Origin of the sequence: Nostoc sp. UHCC 0251 (assembly GCF_034932245.1) — a bacterium.
Taxonomy (GTDB): Bacteria; Cyanobacteriota; Cyanobacteriia; order Cyanobacteriales; family Nostocaceae; genus Nostoc.
Genome location: NZ_JAYGHD010000034.1, coordinates 14,615 through 33,842, shown reverse-complemented (window position 1 = coordinate 33,842; position 19,228 = coordinate 14,615). Strand labels below are relative to the sequence as shown.

The window sequence follows — 19,228 nt, the reverse complement described above, 5'->3', positions numbered from 1 at the left end:
ATAAAAAACAAAGGCAATAGTGACTATGTTGCAATTTAAATGCCGATTAGCTTAGTCAGAGAACTTGACTTTTAACGTTAATGTGCGACCTCGTGTTTCATGCTTCTCTAACCTTTGCTCGACGATTTGGGCAATCTGTTCGAGTTCTTGTAACATCTGACCGACATCGCTTAAATCCTGTGCAAACGAGGTTTCTGCACCAATCGATTTGCGAACTCGATTTGCTTCAACTGGGCGGTCATCTTCTGCCCTGGCAATCTTATAGTAATAATTACCTGCTTTACCAAAGTGGTGTGTTAGCTCCAGGAGCGATCGCGTTTTCAAATCTGCGCCAGTATGAATGCCGAGCGAGTGCATTTTCGTTGCCGTAACCTCACCAATGCCGTGAAACTTCTCAATTGCTAGCTGCTCTACAAAGGCGATCGCTTGCTCTGGTAAAATCACTGTCAGTCCGTTGGGCTTGTTCTGCCCTGATGCCATTTTTGCAAGAAACTTGTTAATCGACACGCCTGCGGTTGCTGTCAATTGGGTTTCTTGGAGAATCGCAGTTTTGATGTATCTTGCGATAGTAGAAGCGTAGGGGATGTTTTGCCTATTCTCAGTCACATCCAAATATGCTTCATCTAGTGCAACTCCTTCTACCAAGTCAGTGTAGCGTTTAAAGATAGCGTGGATTGAAGTGGAAATTTCTCGGTAAACGTCGAATCTCGGTCTGACAAAGATAAGCCCAAGGCAATTGGCAATTGCTGTTACTGACGGCATCGCGGAATAAATCCCAAACTTACGAGCTTCATAACTGGCGGCTGCAACCACGCCTCGCTGATTCGGACTGCCACCGACAACTAACGGTTTACCTCGGTAGCTAGGGTTGTCCCTCTGTTCCACCGATGCGTAGAAGGCATCCATATCAACGTGAACTATCTTCCGAGTTCTAGCGATAGATTCTTGTCCCAAGGGTAGCTCCACTACAAGCAGTCTCGCTTTGAGCAAATTAAATCCTAAATTAGAAATCTTATAGTACACTAGCACTAGTTTGAGCCAAATTTTGCAGATACGCAAATTATTTAAAGCTTGCTTGAACTTTCTACTATCAGCCCTGGTTTAGTCAATCCAAGCCTTCTCAAAGCTGGAATGTTCAAAAAAAACGTGTATTTAACTCCTCCAGCTTATGAATTTACTAGTTTAGGAAAAATTCCTGTTGGAGCGCTAGAATTCAGTTTATTCAACGAAGTGCAAGAACCTCTGCTGCTCAAAAAGCTACTGAAACTAGAGCTAGCAGCCAAACATGCATTATACAAAAATGCACCAGATAAGTCAATTTTTAATTGATTCATTCCCATAACAGTACAGATGGCAACATCTCTGGGTATGCCAGCCGTAACATCTGGTAGGCAATCCCTGCTGTCCCCTGGAAAAAACCGGGATTAAACAAAGAGTTTGGTAAGTTGTTAAACAGATGATATGTAACTACTCTATCTGGTTGAGCCACTATCCAAGCAGCCTGCTTTTGGGCAATTTCTAGCAAATGGGGACGGAATAGTTTTTGGGCTGCCACCAACAACACCTCTATACGACCAAAATTACCACAGCAGAGATGATCTAAACCCTGTAAGCCATACTTCAGAGTTGTCTGCAATGCAACTTCCACATCTTGAAGTATTTCATCCGTTTGGTAAATTGACAAACCGCCCAAACGTGAGAGAGCAATACCAGGAGCGCCATGACACCAAGTAACCAGAAACCTAGATTGGCATAGCCCATCAGAAATATCGCGCAAGTCTGGCCAATTGGCGGCGGTGGTTGAGAAAACACTCGATTCGTAAGCAATTCCCTCCTGAGCCGCTTGTAAATAGGCTTGGTCTTCGGTGACAGCATAGAGCCGCAATAAAGCATAAGCAATACCACCCGCCCCATGCGAGAAACCTGTTAATGGCTTTTGGGCTATATTTTTCCAGGCTCTAGGCTGTTCTTGTTCGCTGACGCGATGCGAAAGCAAATGTTGACCACAGTTAATAGCTTGCTCTAAAACCTTTGCTTCACCTGTTGCTTGATAAAGTGTTAATAACCCTAAAATTGCTCCCACTGCTCCCCCAATTACGTCTAACTGTTGGTCAGCAGCGATTAATTCTGGTGTAATTAACTGAGCAGCTAGCCGCGCATCTTCGATGAGTGCTGTATTTGATAAAAATTGGCTGATTTTAACTAGAGAATAAATCATAGAGCCAATTCCTGTTGCTCCGCCGATGCCAATTCGGTTAGCAAATTTTTGCGCGAATAAATTGTTAGATGTCTGCAATACTGTCTGCAAAGATTGTAGGGCATTCAAAGCCAAGTTTCCCCACTGAGTATTACCTGTGACACGAGTAAGAGCCGCCAGAAATAAAGCGACACCACAACTACCATCGTAAAGACTATAACCCAAAGGCTGGAATTGGAATCGTTCAGCATTAGGAACATAGTTAAAGCCAATCCAGTTGACATTGCCAGCAGAGTCATGCAGAGACCTGGCTTGAATTTCCTCAGCAATGGCCTCAGCTTGCTGGAGCAGTTGAGAGGAGGTTAAAGGAGCAGTTTGGGAGAAATCAGTAGTTTTTAAAGAGTTAGAATTTGGTGGTTCTTCAGCAACAAAATTTTGCCCCACTCTGGCATAAAAAGAACCTTGAATAATCCCTATTTGGCTAGCTAAATCTGTTTCGTTGAGGTTTTGTAACCGCTTGATAAATTGGTTGTAACTTGGTTGTTTAAAATATTTTTCTATCGGTTGCTTTAGCCCAACAGTTAGAGCATCACTACTGCAAGATGTCCCAAAGTAGGGAATATCTAACTGCTCTAAGGATTGGAGTTCCGATCGCAAAATTGCCCAAGCTTGTGGTTTTTGCCCAGATGTCAGACAAGTTTGACAAAGGATATCCAATTCTATACTACGCGCAATTCCATAACGCAGAAATTCTGGTGTCAGCGTTTTTTCTAAAAGGATGTGATAAAAATTGGTAGGGCGGAAAATAAACCGTACCTGTTGTGCTTGTAGTGCTGTGACAAAATCATCATTTGCCTGGAGTGCCGATCGGCGATCGCTCAAAAAATGATACATTTGCCGAAACCCTACAACTATCTCCTCCAGATAGTCGTTAGGCGAGAGCGCAACCCCATGCAACATCGGTACATTTGCCTGGACAGGTAATTTCACTTCTTCATATACCAAGTGCATTTCGTCCGTATTGACGGCTTTCCAGCGTGGCATTCGCCAAGGTGCTTGCTGGGAGTGAACACTACCTATAGCGCTGACATCGTAAGCAATTCGTTTGTCTGGGCTAAAGTCCCAACGGGGCAAAAGTCCAGTTCGCAGCACGGAATCCTGAAAGTGTTGCTCAATTTCACTCATTTCTTCTATAGCTTGCACAGAGCCTTCTATCGGGTTGGTTTGAGGGTGTAATAGAGTTTCTGCGTCAATCAGCACCGGATATTCGCCGCAAGCAATTAAATTCTCGTAATGACAGTCATTTCCTCCCAGAACATACAACACGCACAACAGCATACCGGCTCGCTGATAAAATCGCTGTGCTGCTGCTTCATCCTTACATGGCAATTGTTCTATATAATCAAAAACCCAACCATAGGTATGGCGATCGAGGACTTTAATCACTTTGAAAATTAAAGGTGCATCGTGCTGATTACACCAATTTAATAACTGGTTATAAATAACTTCTAAACCTAAATTTTTGGGTTTATAAACTATTTTTTTCCCAGATGCAAAAGTTAAAATTAAGACAGAACGACCGCGATTATGCAGATCGGAAAGCGAACCTGTAATAGCTGTCACCTTTCCTAATGTAACTTCTGTAAAATCTAAAATCCTCTCAATTTCAGATCGATCGGCTTGCAAACGTTGCAGAAATTCTGCTGTTGCCTCCACCCAAAAATCAACAGTTGTTGCGATTAACCTACCTAAAACAGCATACTTTTTTAAAAAAGCTAGCAACCCATCTTGTAAGAGATGATCGACAAAATCAAGATAATATTTTTTACTAGGACTGCCTAATATTCCCTCTGCTGATAATTTTAATTTCTCTAACATTAAGTTGAGTAAACTATAATTATAGGGACGAAAATTAGTAAATTCTAATTGGAGGGTTTTGGCGCTAAGATTTACCAATCTTTGTAGTAAGCTATGCTCTAATTGTCGGTAAGCTGCTTCGGAAAGCAGGTTTAAAGGTAAACAGTCTGGGGATAGGGACATCGAACCCAAAAAAGTTAGTAATTTTTGCCGCCCTACTAAGACAACAGGTAACAAGACATCTGCAAAAGGTAACGGCTTTTCAGGTTCTATGGGTAATTTGTAGGTTTCGGAAGTTACTTGATTTAAATTAAATTTGGCAGAAGTTTCAATAACTTCTTTCAAAGTTTCTGCCCAGATTGGCAGTGGCTCTGATTCTACTATAGGTACACTCAATAGTACCGAACGAACTGTATTAATATCTAATCCATCCCATTGCAGGCGCTTGTAGAATTTTTCCCAATTACCTTGAGCAACAACTTCACACCAATGCTTGATTAACTCATTGTTAGTTTCTTGTTTGTTAATTGAGTTTGTCCTTTTACTGAGGCATTCTGATAAGGAGTTTGCCTGATAAGCAATTTTTAATAAATCATCATTAATCATTGATAACTCCTTGTATAGACAAAGTTACTTACAGCGATTAGTTCGGGTAAGCCCAAATTTCTGATGTATAGACCAATAGGGTTTAGTTAAGGCTAAAACCTTTTTTTTTACGAACCACAGAGGCGCAGAGGACACAGAGAGAACAAAGAAATGCTTAACTGAACTGTATTGATATATGTAGGACTCATGCAAAACTAGACGCAGTAGGAGCAACACCATGCGGCTACTCCTTCTCCCAAGGGGAGACGCTAGCGCGTTCGTAGATAATGTGCTGCCTGTTGCAGACAGAGGCTTTGCGTAACTTGCTTCAACCTATGAATATGCGTCTACATGAATTGCCCCTACCTGAAAATTAGGCTTTCGGCTATTGTTTATACAAGATTTCAACCGATCTGCCAGCACTTTAACATGAGGTTCAGCAAGCATTGTGACATGATCGCCCAGTACCTCATAAATATCTATTGGTTGAGTAGTCAATTCACCCCAACCCAAAGCAGGTTGACAAAAGCTCCCAGAAAACACCCCTCTAGAATCTTCAGCTACCATCTCAGAAGCTCGCAAGAGAGTAATTTTACCTGGATAAATCTGTGGTAGATAATTTACTAAAGCTTGATGACTCGCTTTTTGGACTTCTAAGATGTGGCGAATCATATTATGGCCAGCATCTGGGGGGATGAGATCGGCTCTTCTCAATTTCTCTAAAAAATAGTTGAATTGCGCTTCGGGTTCTAACTGCTGGAGTTCTGTGTAGTCAACCGCCAGTTTTTTCTCAAAAAATCTTTCTAGCACTTGCGATCGCTTCACCATCCATTTCGCATCATCTATTGGTTCAATAACTCCCCTGTGAATTGGTGCTGGTGTATCCATAATCATAAGTAAGCCTATCTCTTGTCCTAGCTGTTGTAGCTGTTGAGCCATTTCAAAAGCTACAAGTCCGCCAAAGGAATGTCCACCTAAAAAGTATGGCCCTGTCGGCTGAAAAGCTTGTAAGGCTTCGATATAATGGGCTGCCAAATCAGGAATATTGGTGTAAGGCTGTCGTTGTCCATCGACTCCAGGGGCTTGTAGAGCGTAAAGCGGTTGATCTGGACTGAGATAGCGTCCCAAAGCTATGTATCCCAGAACATTGCCCCCAATTGGATGGGCGCAGAATAAAGGTGGTTTGGAACCTGCGGTTTGGATGCCAACTAAGGGAGACCAAGGTCTAGAAGGCGTTCCGGATCGGAGAATGGTTGCGAGATGTTCGATTGTTCCGCTTTGAAAGAGAATCGATAAAGGTAGCTCCCGTCCGAACTGCTGCTGAATCAAAGCCATCAGACGCACTGCCAGTAGGGAGTGACCGCCAATGTCAAAGAAGTTGTCTGTGACACCTATGGGACGGACGTTCATAACCTCTTCCCAAATCTGCACTAGTTCTAGTTCCAAGCTGTCGCGGGGCATGACAAAGGTTGCCAATTTCAGGCTTCTGTCTGTATCGGGGGCGGGGAGGGCTTGGCGATCGACTTTACCATTGGAGGTCAGGGGTAAGGTGTTTAGGATCGTTAGGGCGGCAGGAAGCATGTAGTCTGGTAGGTGTTCTTTGAGATAATCCTTTAGCTGTTGTTGATTGATTGTCATCCCATTTTCAGGGATGATATAAGCTACTAAACGCTTATCAAAGCGGTCTTCATCGGCTGCTACAACGCAAGTAAGTACATCTGGGTGTTGGCGCAATACCGTCTCAATTTCCCCTAATTCGATCCGAAAACCACGAATCTTCACTTGATGATCGATACGACCAAGAAACTCAATATTGCCATCTGGAAGATAACGTGCTAAATCTCCTGTCTGATACAGGCGATGAGATTTTAGATTATCAGTTTTAGAGGATCGTAAGTTATCATCCCGATCGCTTAATTCAAAATCCCAAATCGGCAATTTAAAATCGATAAATGGATTTGGGATGAATTTCTCTTGGGTCAAGTCTGGACGGTTGAGGTAAGCTTGGGCAAGTCCAATGCCACCAATGTACAGTTCTCCTGGCACGCCGATGGGTACGGGTTGGAGATGGCGATCTAAAATATAGACTTGGGTGTTGGCAATTGGACGACCGATAGACGGTTGATTTTGGGCATCTGTGCATTCGGCAATCGTGGCACAGACGGTTGCTTCAGTCGGCCCGTAGGCATTAAAGAAGCGGCGATCGCGTCCCCAACGCGCTACTATATCGGCAGAACAAGTTTCTCCAGCGACGATGATTGTCTGCAAAGCTGGAAGTTCCTCAACTGGTAGCACTGCTAGTAAAGATGGTGGTAAGGTGACGGTTGTGATGGCGCGATCGCGCAACAAGCGCAGCAAGTTCGCACCGGGAAGCAGAGCATCAGTGGTTGCTAAACAAAGTGTTGCTCCTGCTACTAGAGCCATAAAAATTTCACTGATTGAGGCATCGAAGCTCAGGGAGGCAAACTGAAGGATGCGGCTATCAGGTCGGATATCGAAGGCTTGAATTTGGGCTGTAGCTAAGTTGCACAATCCTCGATGGGCGAGGAGAACGCCCTTGGGTTTACCTGTGGAGCCGGATGTATAAATAATGTAGGCGAGGTTATCTGGTGTGACAACTTGGTTCAGGTTAGTACTGCTGTGTTGGGCGATGATTTCCGATTCTCGATCTAGAAAAACTACAGTTGTGCTTTTTCCTGCTTCAATGTCCAATGACTGTTGAGTGAGTAGCACCGACAATTTCGCGTCTTCGATCGTGAAAGCTAGGCGTTCTTTGGGATATTTAGGATCTAGCGGTAGATAGACACCACCCGCTTTCAGAATGCCTAAAATGCTCACAATCGTTAAAAGCGAACGCTCCATACAAACTCCCACCGGCATCTCTGGTTTTATGCCCAGTGAACGCAAGTAATGAGCTAGCTGATTGGCTTGGGTGTTTAACTCCTGGTAGGTGAGTGTAGAGTCATTAAATATCAGTGCGATCGCCAGATGCGATCGCTCGACTTGAGCCTCAAATAGTTGATGAATGCAGACATCACTAAGATAGTCTGTTTGGGTATGGTTCCACTCCCACAATAACTGCTGACGTTCGGCTGTCGTCAACAAAGGTAACTCATCCAAGGGCTGTTTAGGGTTAGCAACAATGCCCGTTAACAAGGTTTGAAAATGAGCCAGCATCCGGTTAATCGTGGTGGCATCGAATAGTTCGGTTTTATACTCCAAACACCCAGTTAATCCTTCCTCAGTTTCTTTAAAGGATAAGGTTAAATCCAACTTGGCTGTACCGTTATCTATCGGCTGAGAACTCAAGGTCAAACCAGGAAGTTTTAGTTCTGTTCTGGGAGCATTATAGAAAGCGAACCCAACTTGGAATAGCGGTGAGTAGCTAAGATGGCGTTCTGGCTGTAATTCCTCCACCAATTTTTCAAAGGGCAAGTCTTGGTAATTAAATGCTGCTAAGGACACTTCCCGCACCTGTTCTAACAGCTGCAAAAATGTTGGGTTGCTAGAAAGGTCAGTCCGTAGCACCAAAGTATTGACAAAACAGCCAATTAGTTGTTCTACTTCCGGTAAGTTGCGACCTGCTGTTGCTGTGCCAACTAGCAAATCTGTTTGACCTGTGTAGCGATAAAGTAAGGTCTTGAATGCCGCCAGCAGTGTCATAAATAGAGTTGCACCTGACTGCTGGCTCAGGTTCTTCAACGCCTGGGATAGAGTCTTAGATAGTGTCAGCGATCGCTTTGCTCCTTGGAAAGTTGGCTGTGGCGATCGCGGACGGTCGGTAGGCAGCTGCAACAAAGGCAACTTACCACTCAGCTTTTGTTTCCAGTAGGCAAGCTGGGTTGAAAGTACCTCGCCCTCTAACCACTGTCGCTGCCAGCAAGCAAAATCTGCATACTGGATCGGGAGTTCAGGGAGTGGATGCGGTATGCCAAGAAAGTTCGCTTCATAGAGTACTGCTAATTCCCCAATTAGCACTCCCATAGACCAAGCATCGAAAACAATGTGGTGAATAGTCAAAATTAGTACATAGTTAACTTCATCTAATTGCAGCAACGTTGCTCTTAATAACGGTGCTTTAGATAAATCGAAGGGCTGTTCTGCTTCCTTCTCTATTAGGAATTTTACTGTATCTATTTGTTCTTTTTTTGCTACTAGTCTGAGATCCACTTCCTTGAGCGTGAAGCTGAAACTGGGAGCAATCACTTGTAGCGTTTCCCCATCTACCGCTTTAAAGGAAGTACGCCAGATTTCATGACGCTGAATAATTTCGTTCAGGCTCTTTTCTAGTGCTGCTACGTTGAGTAAACCTTGGATTTCAACGGCTCCAGAAATGTTGTATACCGAGCTACCGGGGGTTAATTGGTCAAGAAACCATAACCTTTGTTGGGCAAAAGAGAGGGTCAGTTTAGCATTGCGTGAGGTGGGTAGCAATGGTCTACAAGTAGATGTAGCTTGACATAGAAAATCGAGAATTTCCGCCTTTCGCTCTGATAAATCGGCTTTGAGAGCAGGTGTTAGCGTTCCTTGGGGGGCGCTATAACGGAGGCGGCCGCCTTCCACCCACAGTTTGATATTGCTGCGGCGCAACTCAGATAAAAACTGGATGGTTGTCATAATTCTCCCTCCTCCAATGCGCCCTCAAGATGTGGACTTTCTTTTACCCAATGCAGAGTTTCAATGCTTTCAGCTTGAGTAGCTAACGTTGGCGACTCAAACAGCGATCGCAACGGTATTTCTACTTGAAAGGTTTTAGCCACGCGAGAAAGTAGCTGAGTGGCGTTGAGGGAGTGTCCGCCTAATTCAAAAAAATTATCGTTTAACCCTACTCGGTCAAGATTCAGGACTTGTGACCAGATTTGCGCCAACTGTGTCTCTATGGGTGTCTGGGGTGGTACAAAAGTTCGGTTTTGTTGTCGATTGGGTGCGGGGAGCGATCGCTTATCCACTTTACCGCTAATGGTTCTCGGCAAAGCATCCATCACTACGAATACTGAAGGTATCATCGATTCTGGCAGGGATTTTAATAAAAAATCTCTCAATTTCCCTGATTCCAATTCTTCTTTGAGAACAACATAGGCACACAAATATTTATGATTATTTGCGTCTTCCCGATCTACGACAACCACATCCTTAACTAATGGATGAAGTCGCAGATAATTCTCAATTTCTCCTAATTCTATTCTCACTCCTCTAATCTTAACTTGCCCATCTCGACGACCCAAGCATTCAAAATTTCCATCTTCTAAAATTCGACCTAAATCGCCGGTTTTATAGACAATATCATTGGGATTATTACTAAAAGGATTGGGAATAAAAACTTGATTGGTTAATTCTGGCTGCTGATAATATCCCAAGGTGCGATAGGGAGTCCGAATATAAATTTCACCCACCATTCCCGGAGGACAAGCTTTTCCTCGCTCATCAACAACTAAAGCCGCAGCTCCATCCATTGGCTTACCAATAGGGATAGACCGTCGTTCTCGATCGGTAGCCTTGACGAAATAAAAGAACTTCGTCATTGTTGTTTCTGATGCCCCATAAAGATTGACTAACTGAATCCTGTCGCCGTAAATATCCATCCAGTGGCTAATATCCGCAGGTAGTAGGGGTTCTCCAGATAAAAGAATATATTGCAAAGATGAAAAACTTTTCGGGTCTAAATCCTCATTCAGGATAGAGCGAAATAAGGAAGGCACACAATGAATTAAATTAATTTGCTGACGTTCTATCCATTCAATTAGCTTTCTAGCATCAAGGATAATATCAATTTCTTCCGGTATGCAAACGACACCGCCAGCACATAATGGGACAAAAATATCTCTTAAAAAAGCATCGAAAGCGGGAGTAATTAATTGACTAACTTTAGTGAACTCTTTAATCCCAAATGTTTGGATTTCCCAGTTGATGAAATGAGCGATCGCTTTCAGACGGCCTGCTATTCCTTTGGGCTTACCGGTCGAACCAGAGGTGAAGTATAAGTAGGACATATCGTCTGGTTCTATCTGAATATTCGGCTGCTCAAATTGAGAATATTCTGCATACTTATTCAGGTAGGAATTCAGCAGATTGAAATTATCAAAATTACGATTTTCTTCCAGACAAATAATTGGCGATTGTAAAAATTCTGCTGTTCTACCATTACTAATTTTCGTTAATCCTGTGGCATCAACGATTAACCATTGTGGAGCTATTTCTGCAATAATGGTATAAATTCGGTCATCAGGTAAATCGGCAACTAGTGGTACAAAGACACAGCCTGCTTTTAAAATGCCGATGATTGCAATAATAACTTTAACAGAATCTTTAGCCAAAATCGCTACTATTGAGCCTTTAATAGCGCCATGCTGAATGAGAAAATTTGCAAGTTTATTTGACTGCGTTTCAATTTCCCCATAGGTAAATTGTTGTTCGCCGCAATCAATAGCTGTATTTTTGCTAAATTTATCAGCAGTTTCACTAAACCAATCTTGAATATAAATTTGAGAATTCATATTTTTTGGAATTATATTTGTCTATTTCTTGAGGAACATTTAAATCTTGCGAAAATATCCGGGAGAGAAACTGGAAAGCCGCAATTATATTTGGTAAATCTGTATAATTTTGCAGATGTGAAATACTCCATAGTTCTTGTGCTATTATCGTCAACGGATCTAAAAAGATATTTTCGCGTTGCTTACCTGCAACTGACTCTAAATATTTATTTAACAAATGAATTTCTGTGCAGCCTGCGATCAATTTTTCTACATTGTACTTCGCTTGCAAATTTTCTAAAATAGACAGACACTTTTGAAAATCTCCTTTAACTTTTAGATAATAAATCATTTGGTGAATTAAATTTTGATCGCTTTCATCAGGTAATATAATGTCATCTTTAACAAACTGCCAAAGAATATGATTTTGAAATATTTGTAATTTTTGCGTTCCGGTTGAGCAAATTAATAAATGCTTTTTTGGTTGGTCTAAAATCTTTTTGAAGATGATATCTACTAAAGAAATAACTCTATCTCTTAAATCATCGGGTAATTTGGGCAGTAAGTAATGAGAAGTTATGCAACAAATAACAATTTTTGAAACATCTAATTCACATAATTGATATAAAGCTTCTATTAAATTAGCTAGTAAAACTTCATCATCTCCCCTAAGCAAAGCTTCCGTTCTGTCAGGGAATGTGGGGTCAGAATAAAGAATAACTTTAGGTGATTGTTGTTCGCGTTTACCGAAAATATTATATTCATAAATTGTCTTCAAAAATTCCGCCGATGCCAATGGGCCCATACCACCTAAAACACCCAACATTTCCCTCTTGTGAATCTCTGCCATTTTGCCGATACCTCGCTTCTGCTTTAAACAAACTTAATTAAATCCTTTTATTCTAGGTCAGCATTGAAACTGTTAACTAGTTCCTGACTTTCTCCGGTAGTAGTTTCAGTAGTTAGAGAAATATGCGATAGAGGATAGGCTAAGTTGACTGGAATATTTTTCAGCACAGTCCCAAACTGTTCTAATATCCTGCGAATCGTGGCAGTATTAAATTGATTAGGTAAATAATTAATTCTAATTAACAATTTTGAACCTGGTTCTACCGTTAGACTTAAGGGATAATTTGTCTCAAAAAAGCAGCGAACATTGATAATTTTCAGGCTACGACTTTGCTCTCGTAAGGAAATATCTAATGGGTAATTTTGAAAGTTGACAAAACTATCGAACAAAGGTGTTCCTCTGGGTATCTGACTCCAGCCTTGAATCTGCACCAGTGAACTGTACTGGTACTGAAGCATCTCTACGTGTTGCTGTTGTAAATGCTGGAGCCAGGATAGCAGGGAGACATGAGGAGGAACTCGTACCCGCATTGGTAGGGTATTGATTAATAGTCCAACGATCGCCTCAACTCCTGGCAAATCTGCGGGACGACCTGAGACAGTCACCCCAAAAACCACGTCTTCCTCACCGCTGTATCGGCTTAAAAGCAAAGCCCAAACTCCCTGAATGATGGTGTTGAGCGTTAGATGATGCTGCCTAGCAAAAGAATGTAACGACGAGGTAACATCAGATGAAAGTGTGATTTCCTCCTGAGCATATCCCCAATTCTGCTGAGGCAAACTGCCTGACACCCAATCGACACCTAACTTAGTTGCAGCAGGTAGTTCCCTGAGAGCCTGTTGCCAAAAACTATCTTCCCCAGACCAGTCTTGCTGTTGCAACCAGACAATATAGTCTCGATAAAGACGACTATCTTCAAGGTATAAATCTTGACCTTGGCAAAATGCTTCGTAGAAGTTGAATACCTCTGTCAGGATAATAGAATTACACCAACCATCCAGTAGTATATGATGATGACTCCAGACGAGTTGGTGAATGTCTGTAGCAGTTTGGATGAGTGCCAATCGCATCAATGGCCCATCACTCAGGGAAAAACGCTGCTGTGAATCTGCTTGGAGATAAGCTTGCAATTGTTGTTCTTGCTCAGTTGGGGACATATAGCGCCAGTCTTGCTGTTGCCAAGGTACTTCTATGCGCTCTAGTACTACTTGGATCGGTTCTGCCAATTCTTCCCAAATAAAGATGGTTCGTAAGCTGGGGTGTCGATTTACTACCTGTTGCCATGCTTGCTGGAAAGCCGTAATATTCAATTTTCCTTGCAAGGTAAAAATCTTTTGCTGGAAGTACATTCTTGAAGTTGGGTCATATAAGCTATGGAAGAGTAAGCCTTGTTGTAGAGGTGAAAGGCAATAGATATCTGCGATCGCAAATTTGGCGGCCAGTAGATCCAGCTGCTCTTGGTTCAACTTAGCCAGGGGAAAATCAGAAGGCGTATAGCCTCCACCCACAGAGAGGCAGTGACGGATGATTCCCCTGAGTGTGGCGTGAAAATTCTCAGCCAGATGCTCAATAGTTGCTCGCTTATGGACATTCTCGCTATAAGTCCAATTCAGTTGTAATTTGCCTTCCAGAACGATCGCATCAATGGCAATTAAATTAGTTCGCTTTCCTTGTAGACTCCGTTCATATCCTGTAGACTCTTTCACTAACTGAAATAATGTTGATTGTGGTAGCGAGCGATCGAACCGTCCCAAATAGTTAAAGCTCACCTCAGCTTCAGGCAAAGCTGGGAGTTTCTTGGTGATTTCTGGGTTGCCACTCAAATAGCGCAACAAGCCATAGCCAATTCCCCGGTGAGGAATCTGGCGCAGTTGCTGCTTAATCGATTTCACCGCCAAGCTAGTAGCCTGAGATTTTTTACCATTCTCAACAAAAGGCTCTGTCTCTCCAGAATAGAGAGATAAGTCCAGTAGGACGGGGAAATGAGTAGTGAACCAGCCAATGGTGCGCGACACATCCACATCGTTAAAAAGTGCTTCCCGTCCGTGTCCTTCTAACTCAACGAGCAAAGTGTTTTCTCCTGTCCACTGTCTAAAAGCAAGTGCTAAAGGTGTTAATAACAAATCGTTGATTTGGGTTTTATAGACGGCTGGAACTTCTTGCAACAGAGCTTGCGTATCTTCTGCACTCAGAGATACGGAGACGGTACGGGCAGAAGCAACGGTGTTAGGCTGCCCAAAATCATCTCTGGGCAATCGGGAAACTTGATGAAAACTGGGATTCAGCCAATAATCGAACTCTTGCTGAAGTGCTGTAGACTGAGCATATAAATGCAGACGCTCTGCCCAATGCTTGAAAGAAGTCGTTTTGGCGGCAAGTTGGATGCTTGTACCTTTACTAAGCTGTTGGTAAGCTCTATGAAAATCCTCTAACCAGATGCGCCAAGAGATCCCATCCATGACTAAATGGTGAATAACGATCGCTAAACGTCCTGGTTGATCGGCACCAAGGTTAAACAGAGCGACTCGCATTAGTGTGGTTGACAAATTCAACGTTGCCTGGATTGTAGCAATCTCTGTTTCAATCGCACTGGCTTGCTCTGGCGCTGGCAGATTTGCCAAATCTATCCGAGACAATGGAGGTATGTTGTTACTGGTATATATTTGCTGCCAACTTGCACCCACTCGCTCAAATCGCAGGCGCAGGGCATCGTGATGTTGGTTTAAGTGTTGTATCACTTGCTCCAACCAGTTTGGGTTTACATTGGGTGGAGTTTCCAGTAATATCGACATATTCCAGTGATGCGGCTCAGGCAGATTCTGCTCAAATAACCAGTGTTGGATGGGTGTCAGAGGCACTTCACCAGCTACTAACCCCTGCTCTATTTGTAGTTCAAGTATCTTAGTTGCTACTGCGATCAACTGGGCGATCGTTTGATGGTGAAATAGCTGCATGGGGGTCAGACAAAGCCCCGCTTCCTTGGCTCTGGCGACAATTTGAATGCTGAGGATAGAATCTCCACCCAACTCAAAGAAGTTGTCTTGCACTCCCACTCGTTCGACACCCAAAACTTCCGCCCAGATATCTGCTAATATTTGTTCTTCTGGAGTCCGAGGTGCGATGAAAGCTGCTTCTAGTTCGGGGCGTGTCCAATCTGGTGCTGGGAGGGAGCGACGATCCAACTTACCATTAAGCAGCAATGGTAAAGCGTCCACCCTCACGAAAACAGAAGGCATCATGTAGTCGGGCAATTTCTCCTGCAAAAAGTTCCGTAGTTCACTGCTAGATACATCTGTGCGGTGGGGGACGATATAGGCAACTAGCCGCTTTTCACCCCGATCGTCATCCAGGGCGATCGCTACACTTTCTTGTACTGCTGGGTGTTGTCGCAATGCTGCCTCAAGCTCTCCCAACTCGATGCGGAAGCCGCGAATCTTCACCTGATGGTCAATTCGACCGAGGAACTCAATGTTACCATCACTAAGGTAACGTGCTAAATCTCCAGTTTTATATAGGCGATCGCCTCCTGCTGACGCTCTCTGCAAGACGCTATGCGTAGCTTGCTTCTCCGTAGGAGTACGCGGACTCGCTCTAAGCGAAGCATCCCGAAGGGTATACGCTGCGCTATCGTCAAAGGGATTTGGTATAAATTTTTCCTTGGTCAAATCTGGGCGGTTGAAATAGCCCCGCGCTAAATTCGCACCACCGATGTATACCTCTCCAGGGATGCCGATGGGAACGGGTTGCAGATGCTCATCTAAAAGCAAGATTTGCGTGTTTGCTAGGGGTTGTCCAAGGGGAACATTCACTGCATAATCGCTTTGACCGTTTTCCACCTGATAAGTAAGCACTCCTACGGTAGCTTCTGTGGGGCCGTAGTGATTGAGAATCTTACAGTCAGGGGCTAACGCTTGCACCTTCTCAACTAATTGCCAACTCAAGGCTTCACCACCCAAAACTAATTGATGGCGGGGTAAGATTTGGGCGGGGTGTCGGCAGGAATTTAGTAAAGCTTGCAGATGGCTGGGAACAATTTTGAGACAGTCGATACCGCCATGATTGTAATAGTAATCAGCCAGCTTATCTGCATCAGAGGCTCGTTCTGGAGAAATTACATGGAGACAGCCGCCTGTACACAAGGCAGGGAAGATAACTGTATTACCTAAATCGGCGGCGAAGCTAGAAACTAAGCTAAAACTAGCACCATTAGGCAAATTTAGTTGAGCAAGAATGCTATAAAGATAGTTGCACATTTGCTGATGCTCAACGGCAACTCCTTTGGGTTTACCTGTAGAGCCAGAGGTGTAGAGTACATAGATTAAATTTTCTGGAGTGACGAGACTGAACAAGTTTTCATTGCTTTTTTCGGCGATGATATGCCAATCTGCGTCTAGAGAAACCACACGCGCTCTGTGTTCGGGGAGATTCCAGGCTGAGAATTCTTGAGTCAAGACCACTGTTGCCTGGGTATCTTCTAAAATCAATACTTGGCGTTCTTTTGGCAGTTGAGGATCGAGAGGTACGTAAGCACCACCTGCTTTCAGAATAGCCAGCAGAGCAATGATTATCAAGTGCGATCGCTCCAGACAAATTGCCACCAAAACTTCTGGCCCCACACCCAAATCCTGTAAATAACGTGCCAGCTGATTAGCACGAGCGTTGAGTTGAGCATAAGTCAATTGCTGGTTCTCAAACACAACGGCAACATTATCTGGTGTGCTATCTGCCTGTTTTTCAAATAGTTGATGTATGCACTGAAATTTTGAATAATTAGTTTCTGTGTTATTGCACCATAACAACAGTTGTTGTCGCTCTACTTCACTGAGAATTTCTAACTTACTGATTAAAGTTAACGGATTCTCAATAGCACTTGCTAACAACATCTGAAATTGTCCCGCCCAACGTTTTATATCCTCTGCTCGAAATAAGTTTGAATCATAATGAAATTCTGCAACTATCTCTTGATTTTTGTTTACACAGCATGATAAATTTAATTTAAATTGATCGATATAGGTCAATTGCTTATCTATATATATAACCAGATTATCTGCAAAATACTGCTCTGTCTCTTCTACAAAATTGTAGCTGACTGGAAACCAAGATAAATTTATCTCATTCCAACTAAAATAATCCTGCCATTTAGTTTGTTGACGTGTAGATTCATTAATCTGCTTTAAAACTTCCAAAAATTGCAAGTTCGCTGCTAAATTAGCATGAATGGGTAGATATCTAGCGAACAATCCTAATGATGGCTGTAATTCCTCATATTGACGACCATCGTATGCTACACCAACAATTAGATTTGATTCTCCTGTCAATCGCCACAGATGGATGTGCCAGATAGTTTGCAGAAATACAGATATTGAAATATCATACTGCCGTATTAGGTTTTTTAGCTTTGCAACTGTATGGGGATCAATAGCGATCGCAATTGACTCTGGTTGAAATTCTCTAGATTTAGCTGACTGATTTTCTCCTGGAAGTTTGAAATTAAAAATAGCAGAAATATCTTGTTTTTCCCAATATTTTCGCCCTTCTTTAGTATCTTCTGCTATGAGTAATTCATGTTGCCATTCTGAATAATCAGCATATTGCATTGCTTCTTGTTGAAGCTGTTTTTTTGGCAATCCTCCATAGTTATAGCTAATTTCATGCACTAAGTTTTTCAATGTTACACCATCTGCACACAGAGACGGTAAACAAAGAAGTAATAAATGCTTTTGAGGCGACAAAATTATCAAAGATACATTCAAAATTGGAGCTTGTGCAAAATCGAAATCTAATTGGCTCATCTTTTGCAAAATCGCAGCGATTTCAGCTTCCTGTTCTAATGGAGTTAAAGTAGCCAAGTCATGCTGATAAATGGGTGGTAGGTTACTGTCGGTTATGACTTGAAAGGGAATAATCTCTCCTGGCGAACTTTTGAATGTGGTACGTAAAATCTCATGTCGATTAATGACAGTATTTAAGGCAATTTCGAGAGCCTCGATATTGAGAATTCCCTCAATTAAGACAGTGCATTGAGTCCGGTAAGGCAAGCTAGAACCATCTTGCTGCAACAACCACAGATGCTTTTGCTGAGTTGAAAGTCGAAAAAACTCCATCATTTCCTCTTCTTGCCTAACTACACCTCGATCGAGTCACAGCAAAACTATTTAACTCCAATAGAGGATTTTTTGATCGTCTTTAGAAATTGCTAAAAAACCACCAATTGTAATTCTAATATTTTGTCCTGTTACATCAGTAATTTGATGCACTATATTACCACCGTGAAAAACAATCATGTCTCCGATATCGGGAGTGATATATCTTTTGGGACATTTTTCTAAATCCAAATCTTTGGTGAGAGTCATTGACTCTTCTGGAGGGAAATCGTAAAGTACTAAATCTCCACCTGCTTCTGGTTTATCAATTATGATAAAATAGCTGAGAGCATCTACCATTTTGGCAATTTGGTTCAAGCGATCGTAGTAAGAATTTTCCAGAAAATCATTGTTTTTATGGGGAACCATTCCGCCGAGATTTGGATAGACAAATCTCACGGTAGCCGGAGTATAAACCCAGTCATCATTCTCTCTAGCTACTTCGACCTTTCTGCCTCCAGAAATTTTATTTAAAATTGCTTCTAATCTCGCTTCAAAATTGGTGTTAAAAAGTGTCTTTAACTTGTTCCTGAAATTATCCGCACCTTGAAAATATCTTTTTTTATCACTACCTGCTGCCATTAAAACACAGCCAAGGGTTGCACCGTATCTAACACTTTCTAGCTCGTCAATGGCATTATCTAGTCTCTGTTTTACTTCTAACATTTCTGCTTGGGAAAAGACTCCTTTGAGGAGCATTCCATCGATTTCACCTTGATAAATTTGATTAACACTATCAGGATAATTACTGGCTAATTCAGCTTCTAAAGTGAGCCAGTTTTTGATTGCTAATTCTGGCTGAGTAGCATTTTTATTCATCGTTGTCTCCATCTATGATTTTAAATTTGTGATGAGCCATTTTACATACATTAATTAAATGCGATCGCATTCAATTAAACCCTTATTTCTCAATAATTTTGTCCCACCAAAATTATTCATAAGCCCTTATTTTGAGGACTAAAGTCCTCTCTGCGAGACGCTACGCGTAGCAAGATCCCCGGAGGGGTACACTACGAACTGAAAATAATATGCCAGTTGCGTAAGTCCTGTTTAGATAAAGTTGAGCAAAGAGGATGTTTTAAAAGTGCTTGGTTCCTGTGAAAAATTTCTCTATCTCCCTAAA

Annotated in this window: 8 protein-coding genes; 1 reads left to right on the top strand and 7 read right to left on the bottom strand. The window is 42.4% G+C overall.

Annotated elements, in window-relative coordinates; genetic code table 11:
• Positions 1-51 precede the first annotated feature (51 nt).
• On the bottom strand, positions 52-1,023 hold the full coding sequence (gene dinB, locus VB740_RS06925) for a DNA polymerase IV (RefSeq protein ID WP_323199308.1): 972 nt from the start codon (positions 1,021-1,023) through the stop codon (positions 52-54).
• A gap of 48 nt (positions 1,024-1,071) precedes the next feature.
• Between dinB and VB740_RS06920 the strand changes: the two genes are divergently transcribed.
• On the top strand, positions 1,072-1,329 hold the full coding sequence (locus VB740_RS06920) for a hypothetical protein (protein WP_323199307.1): 258 nt from the start codon (positions 1,072-1,074) through the stop codon (positions 1,327-1,329).
• Between the two features lies 1 nt (position 1,330).
• Here the strand turns inward: VB740_RS06920 and VB740_RS06915 are convergent, their stop codons facing one another.
• The 6 genes from VB740_RS06915 to VB740_RS06890 all read right to left on the bottom strand — a co-directional run bounded on the left by VB740_RS06915 (position 1,331) and on the right by VB740_RS06890 (position 18,924).
• Complete coding sequence (locus VB740_RS06915; RefSeq protein ID WP_323199306.1) at positions 1,331-4,660, bottom strand: type 2 lanthipeptide synthetase LanM family protein; 3,330 nt, start codon at positions 4,658-4,660, stop codon at positions 1,331-1,333.
• A gap of 312 nt (positions 4,661-4,972) precedes the next feature.
• A complete protein-coding gene (locus tag VB740_RS06910; protein ID WP_323199305.1) occupies positions 4,973-9,256 on the bottom strand; it encodes an amino acid adenylation domain-containing protein in 4,284 nt (1,427 codons plus the stop codon).
• Entirely contained in the window at positions 9,253-11,133 is a 1,881-nt protein-coding gene (locus VB740_RS06905; RefSeq protein WP_323199304.1) for a non-ribosomal peptide synthetase, read from the bottom strand. Before VB740_RS06905 ends, VB740_RS06910 begins: the two co-directional genes overlap by 4 nt.
• Positions 11,099-11,962: an aspartate/glutamate racemase family protein gene (locus VB740_RS06900; protein ID WP_323199303.1), complete on the bottom strand. Its 864-nt coding sequence runs from the start codon at positions 11,960-11,962 to the stop codon at positions 11,099-11,101. The genes VB740_RS06905 and VB740_RS06900 overlap by 35 nt, the downstream gene beginning before the upstream one ends.
• Before the next feature lie 47 nt (positions 11,963-12,009).
• Positions 12,010-18,069, bottom strand: a complete 6,060-nt coding sequence (locus VB740_RS06895) for a non-ribosomal peptide synthetase (protein ID WP_323199302.1) — start codon at positions 18,067-18,069, stop codon at positions 12,010-12,012.
• A gap of 48 nt (positions 18,070-18,117) precedes the next feature.
• Positions 18,118-18,924, bottom strand: coding sequence for a hypothetical protein (locus VB740_RS06890; protein ID WP_323199301.1), 807 nt, complete (start codon positions 18,922-18,924; stop codon positions 18,118-18,120).
• Positions 18,925-19,228: the final 304 nt, after the last annotated feature.

Bases quoted from the DNA above. Each gene is read 5' to 3' on its own strand.
- VB740_RS06905 (WP_323199304.1), bottom strand. From the start codon at position 11,133: ATGAATTCTCAAATTTATATTCAAGATTGGTTTAGTGAAACTGCTGAT.
- VB740_RS06910 (WP_323199305.1), bottom strand. From the start codon at position 9,256: ATGACAACCATCCAGTTTTTATCTGAGTTGCGCCGCAGCAATATCAAA.
- VB740_RS06900 (WP_323199303.1), bottom strand. From the start codon at position 11,962: ATGGCAGAGATTCACAAGAGGGAAATGTTGGGTGTTTTAGGTGGTATG.
- VB740_RS06895 (WP_323199302.1), bottom strand. From the start codon at position 18,069: ATGATGGAGTTTTTTCGACTTTCAACTCAGCAAAAGCATCTGTGGTTG.
- VB740_RS06915 (WP_323199306.1), bottom strand. From the start codon at position 4,660: ATGATTAATGATGATTTATTAAAAATTGCTTATCAGGCAAACTCCTTA.
- VB740_RS06890 (WP_323199301.1), bottom strand. From the start codon at position 18,924: ATGAATAAAAATGCTACTCAGCCAGAATTAGCAATCAAAAACTGGCTC.